Here is a 6,290-nt window from a genome sequence, read left to right as displayed (position 1 = left end):
TGCTGGTGGCGTCGATCAGATGCCATGCGGGCACATACGTGATGCCCTGCTCGCCGCCCGGCGAATACGGGTAATAGCCAACTTCGGGTGCGATCGCCGTGCCGTCGGGAGTATGACGAATCTCGCCCAACGTGACATTGACCGGCGTGCCCGGTTTCGGCTGTCCTGAGCATGATTCGCAGCCGCTCTGCGAGTAATCCCATGGCGCAACATTGCCGATGATCGTGGTACCGAGCAACGCATCGTTGGTGACCTTACCCGACGTAGTGCCTCCATCAACCGGTCCCGTGCGATCGTTGACGATAGTCGCGGCGGCGATATGCATGTCGCCGTTCGAGCCAATCACGCCGGCCACATTGCTGACCGTGCCACTGATATCGATCTTGAGCGTGCCGTTGGCTTGCGTCCGCGCCCCGGTGTTGTCGTAGTTGCTGCCCGTGATCGCGAGATTGCCCAGCGCCTCGGCCACACCGCGATTGGTGACGTTGCCGTCGAGCGCCAGATCCCCATTGGCGTGGACAGTGCCAGTGTTCGAGAGATTGCCCGCCGCCAGCGATACATTGGCGCCGCCGACGATCTGTCCCGTATTGGTTAGCGTGCCACCGGTTGCCAGCGACAGGTCGCCTGCTTTCTGGATCGTGCCGCTGTTGCTGATGCCCTGGCTCGCATTGAGCACGACATTGCGGCCGGGCACCGTCCACGTACCCGTGTTGTTGATAGCAAGCGCTCCGAGCGTCAGCGTGCCGTTGGCATCGAGGCTACCAGTAGTGGCGGCCGATGGATCGAAGATCTGGTTCGGCGCGCTGAGCGTGAGGTTGTTCCCCGCCAGAATCTGGCCACCGGCGTTGTTGAAACTGCCGTTGGCACCCAACACCGTGAGGCCGAGATTGCCGGCGAGCGGATTGGTGCCACTGAGGTCACCCGCGAACAGCGTGCCGCCCTGGTTTGCGGTGAGCGCGCCAACCGACAGGGTCAGCGCCTGCGCGCCAGACAACAATCCGCCGGCGTTGTCGAACGCGTTGCCAACAGTGCCATTGACGGCCTGTCCACCGATCACCCCGCGATTGGTGAGATTGGCGAGGCTCAGCGTGACTGCATTGCCTGCCAGCGTGCCGGTATTGGTGACGGTGCCCCCAGCCACCGTGAGTTGCCGCACGGCGACCGTGCCGCCCTGATTCGTCATGCTTGCAGCGGCAAGGCTGACATTGTTCGCGGTGGTATCGCCAGTCAGCGTCAGACTACGCGTGGCTGCGGCATCGAGCGTACCGCTGACGGCGTTCTGCTTGCCCGGCGCCGCGCCGACGGCAATATCGCCGCCGCGCAGTGTCGCGTTGCCGCCCACCCATGTCAGGTCCGCGACGTTCAGCGTGTTGCCTGCCGTCGCATCGAGATTGCCACCGACCATCGTGGTGCCGGTGAGCTTGGTATCCTGCCCGGCGGAGACACTGGCGTTGCCGATGCTGGTCAACGCGCCGCTGATGGTGGCAGAGCCAGTGGTGGCGGTCACGCTCGACTTGCCCCCGCTCGACAGGCTGCCCGACACCGTAGCATTCCGTCCCGCAGCGACGGTCGTGTCGCGATCGGAAGTCACCGCGCCGTTTACGCTGACGTTCCCACTGGTAGCAACGATCGACGTGTCCGCGGCGCTCTGTACCTTGCCACCCACCGTCACGTCCTGCGCGGCGGTCAGCGCCACACCGGCGTTGCTGCCGATCTGGCCGGTGGTGGAGATGTTGCCGGTGCGCGCGGTCACGTCGAGGCGTCCCGTCGAGATCAACTGTCCGCCGAGAACGGCGTCGGTCCCTGCCGACACGCTCAGCGTGCCGGGCGAGACCACGTTGCCGGTGGTCGTCACGCTGCCGTCCACACCGGTCAGCGAGACATTGCCATTGGTACTGCCCGCCGCGCCGCGAATGGTCAGGTTGCGCTGCGACGCGAGAGTGAGATCGCCAGCCGAAACCGCGCTGCCATCGATGACGGTGTCGCGCGCCGCTTGCAACTGAATCGTGCCGGGCGAGGTCACGTTGCCACCGAGGCGGATGTCTCCCTTGCCGTCCTGCCCCGCGGCCTTCACGACGATGGAGGCTCCGCTTACCGCGCCACCAACATCGACATTGGTCGCGGCGTCGAGCTTGACCGCCTCCTGCGCCTTGACGCCACCCGCGCCTTGAATCGCACCGCCTGACGTGACAGCAATCGCACGGCCCGACTCGAGCGTGCCGCCAAGCTTGACATCGCCGGTCGCGGTGACCGTATATCCGGTTTCGGCCTGCCCATTGCCCGACGCCTCGAGCGTGCCCGCCGCGTTCAGCGTCGCGTTCTGCTTCGCATATGTACTGCCAACCCTGACGTTGCCAGCGGCATCGATCGTGAGGTTGCCCGCGGAGGCGGCAAGATTGCCGTCCGCGCGTACACCCACGCCGGCTGCGGTACTGACAATGCGGATCTGACCCGCATTCATCGCGCCGAATGCCGTGGCGTCGATGGCCAGACCATTGCTGGGCGCGTTGTTGACGCCAACGGGCGTGGTCGTGAAGCCGTCGCCTTCCGGCTTGACGAGCTGCCGGCCAGCGATCAGGTTGATTTGCCGACCCGCATTGATCGCCGCGTCGACACCAATCGATTCCGCAATCAGGTTGATGTTGCCGACGGAGCCTTCAATGCCCGTGCTGGCCGACCCAGGCGTCGGATTGCCGATCTGCACGCGACCGCCTTCCACGAGGTAACCCGCCGTGGCGGCGGCATCGAAACTCGTCGGCGCGCCGCTGGCGGACAGCCATTGCGGCGTACCCGTAGTCAACGTGACCTGCGACGTGTTGGTAAAGCCCGCGCCGTTGGTGTAGACGCCGCCCGGCGCGGCAATCACGACACCAGCCGTCGCACCAAACACCTCGACCGTGCCATTGATCTGCGCCGGCGCACTCGTGGTGACCTGATTGACGATCAACCGCGCCGGCCCCGTGGCCGCGAGATTTGCGTTGACGCCCACCTGACCGCCGAGGAACGTACCACCACCGGTCGTGCTGTTGTTGAGGATCAGGCCAATCGGATCGACGACAAACGACCGGTACTGGTTCAGCGAGATGCCTTGAGCATTAGGCGTGGTGATACCGACTACCGGTACGCCACCTGCTGGTGCGGCAGGTCCCGTGGTGGCCGAAATCGTCGGCGTAAATCGGATCGGTGCGGTGGGATCGGTGATGGGCGCGGCCACTGCCTCCGCCGGCCCGAAGCGCAACACCACCGGCAACTGTGCGAATGCCCAATCCAGAATTCGCTGCCGGACTGCGCCGCCATGCACTGCAATCGCATCCGTTGGCATCGCGCCCGCGCCGATCACGCCAGCCGCCTGCCGCGATTGCTGCAGCGTGATCGACATCGGCCCGATCCACATGGTGATGGCGACGAGCGCCGACACGGCACGCGTCAGCACGCTGCGGCGGCCACGGTCGGCGAGCGACAGGTCCGGGGCGTCGATGGGCGTGGCAGGCAATTCGGTCGAAGGCAGTTGCGCGGGCAGCGTGGCCTGGTGGTCGCGTTGCTGGGTCATTGCGGGCAGGTGGTTCGTACAGCGGGTATGGGATGGGCGGCAGCGGGATGGGCGACAACGAAGGCACCCCAGCGTTCACACACGTGGCAATTACTGACGCAACTACTGAGGCAACTACTGAGTAATCTTGGCCTTGCTCAACAGGCCGGTAACAAGCGCGAGCGTGGCGCGTTCCAGTGCCTGCGCCTGCAGGGCCTGACGAATGCCGGGCGCGGCGGTATCGAATGGCGGGTTCTGCGTGGGACGCACCGCATCCACCTTGATCAGGTAGCGGCGTTCGCCCAGCGCCACCGGCGCGGGTGTGATGGCTCCTTCAGGCAACGACGCGATGGCCTGCGCGATCGGCATCGGCAGGTTCTGCGTCTTGCCTTCCTGCGCCGGCACCTTGAAACTGACCCAGTCCATCGCGCCACCCGCGGTCTTCGACGGCGCCAGACTGACTTGCTGCGCCACCGCGCCAAAGTCCTCGCCCGCCTTGATACGGGCGAGCGCGGCGCTCGCCGCGGCATCGTCGGCGACTTCGATCACGCGCGCCTTGTATTCCTTGTCACCAAGCGACGCGACGATGGCGTCGTAGCGTGCTCTTACCTCAGCATCGCTGACTGGCGCGGGCTTGATATGGTCCTTGAGCCAAGCTTGCGTCAGCACTTGATTTCTTGCTTCATTGAGCAATGCCTGCACATCGGGACGCTGTTCCAATGCCTTGTCCTTCGCCGCCTGCTGCCGGAACAGCTCGCGTGCGATCAGCTGCTGCTTGATGGCTTCGCGAGCCGGCGGGGTATCGGGCAATTGCGCTGCACGGAGGGTGTCAGTGATTGCGGCCTCGGGAATCGCCACGCCGTTGACGGTGGCGCCGTGCGCCAGTTGCAGTGTCAGGGCGGCGGCAACGCCAAGGGCCATGCGATTGAAGTTGGCAAGCATCGAGTGCACTCCTAATAGATCCAGTTCAGGGTGGCCAGCACGACGCCGCGCTTTGGCCCAAGGGCGGCGGGCTGCGCCAGCGGCGCGCCCACCAGTAGTTCGCTGGTAAAGCTCTGTCCGGCCCATTGCGCGGACAACCGAATGCCGGCACCGGTGCCGACCACCGCCTGCCATTGCCGCGTGGCGACGTATTGCGCCTCGCCTCCGTCGAGAAACAGATACGGCTCCATGCGAACCCCGCCGATGGCGGGCGCATTGGCCCATGCGAGTTCATTGCGCAGATACGCACCACGGTCGCCCGAGATCACGCCTTCCCTGAACCCGCGCACGGTGCTCATGCCGCCGGCGAAGATCTGCTCCGAACCGAACAGCGCGACATTGGTCCACTGCCCGACGAGCTGCGCCCGCCACGCCAGTTGCACGCGCTTGGCCAGCAGCGGTAGCGGCAGCTGCATCGTGGTGCTGGCATCGAGCTTGTTGAACTGCGCGTGGGCCTCGTCGCGATGGATATCGCCGGGGTCCTGCGTCGCGTGAAACGCCGACAGACCGCGCGAGTACCCCGCTTCGGCGGTGACATAGCCTTGCTGACCGCTGGCCGCAAAGCGCCAGAGGCCGCTCCAGGCCGCACGCAACACGGTCAGCCGCTGCGGATCGAGCTGCAGGTTGTTGATCTCGCGCTCGCTCTTGCGCCAGGTCAACGTGAGGTCCAGCGCCTGACGGCCGGTCTGGTTGCGCGAGATCACGCGATTCCAGCCGAACGTATGGCCGACGCTGCGGCCATAGAGCAGCGCGGTGTCACCAATCGTGTTCTGGTATTCGGACAGCGACGCGGTGTAGCTGAACGTGTCGTAGCCAAACGGCACCGCAGCCGATGCCACTGCCGCGTTGGTATCGAGCGTGCCGACGTAGCTCACGCCGAACGACTCCTGCAGGCCAAGCGCGTTGTCCGCATCGATGCCGAGCCGCGTACGCGAGATACCGGTCACGCGACTGCCGTAGTTGTCGACGCCCGCATTGAAGCGGAAGCGATCGCCGGGCTCATTGGCCAGCGCGACAATCGAGCCACCGGGAGTCTGTCCGGGCAGGATCTGCATCTCGGCACGATTGCGACGTAGCCGGTTGATCTGATCGACGCCCTGCTCGAGGTCCGCCAGCCGCAGCGTGTCGCCAGGTGCCGGAAACTGCCATACGGTTCCCGCATCGGTCACCCAACCGCCGCCCGATGCATCGAACCACCATTGCGATCCGGGGCGCAGCGTCCTGCCATTCAGTTGAAACGCTTCCACGCGGCCCGGCACCACAGTCACGCGCAACACCCCGCTGGCGAGGTTCTGCTGGCCCAGGTATGCGCGCGTGGTGATGTAGCCGCGCGCCACGAACGCTTCCGTAAAGCGACGCAGCAGAAGATTGATGCGATTCGCGCCGAGCTGATGCCCGACAAACGGCGTCGTGATGGCGGCGATCTCCGCCTCCGACAACACGGTGTTGCCCTCGACCTCGATGCGATGGATCTCGAACGTGGTGGCGGTCTCTACGACGTCCTCCACGCGCATGTCCGGCGCGTCGGGTACCCGGCTTTCGATTTGCGCCGGCGGTTGCGTAGCCTCGCGCTGCAACTCGCGCTGCCGCTGCTCGCGCAGCAGTCGCTGGGCTGGATCTTCGGGCGGGATCGGGCCTGCCGACGGCACCTGTGCCATGGCAGGCGCGGCCATCGCCATCAGCCAGCATGCAACCGCCGCGCGGCGGCGAGCGGGGTACGCGTGTTGCCGGCTCATCGCCACAACCATGACGTCATGCCGAGGTGGCTTTCCACCGAGAC

The 6,290-nt window shown here is 65.6% G+C and carries 3 protein-coding genes; all 3 read right to left on the bottom strand.

Translation table 11 applies throughout. The features are described from left to right. Positions 1 to 3,550 (bottom strand): beta strand repeat-containing protein (locus LDO41_RS34060; RefSeq protein ID WP_223995884.1); only part of this gene is annotated, 3,550 nt, incomplete at its 3' end. Positions 3,551 to 3,664: 114 nt separating this feature from the next. Then, positions 3,665 to 4,471, bottom strand: coding sequence for a peptidylprolyl isomerase (locus LDO41_RS34055; RefSeq protein ID WP_223995883.1), 807 nt, complete (start codon positions 4,469 to 4,471; stop codon positions 3,665 to 3,667). Positions 4,472 to 4,482: 11 nt separating this feature from the next. Then, on the bottom strand, positions 4,483 to 6,189 hold the full coding sequence (locus LDO41_RS34050) for a ShlB/FhaC/HecB family hemolysin secretion/activation protein (protein ID WP_223995885.1): 1,707 nt from the start codon (positions 6,187 to 6,189) through the stop codon (positions 4,483 to 4,485). Positions 6,190 to 6,290 lie beyond the last annotated feature (101 nt).

Origin of the sequence: Cupriavidus pampae (assembly GCF_914271485.1) — a bacterium.
GTDB lineage: Bacteria > Pseudomonadota > Gammaproteobacteria > Burkholderiales > Burkholderiaceae > Cupriavidus > Cupriavidus pampae.
Note: the sequence above shows the minus strand (reverse complement) of the source record. Positions and strands in the feature narration are given on the sequence as shown.

Coding starts and splice junctions, on each gene's coding strand:
- LDO41_RS34055 (WP_223995883.1), bottom strand. CDS start 4,471: ATGCTTGCCAACTTCAATCGCATGGCCCTTGGCGTTGCCGCCGCCCTG.
- LDO41_RS34050 (WP_223995885.1), bottom strand. CDS start 6,189: ATGGCGATGGCCGCGCCTGCCATGGCACAGGTGCCGTCGGCAGGCCCG.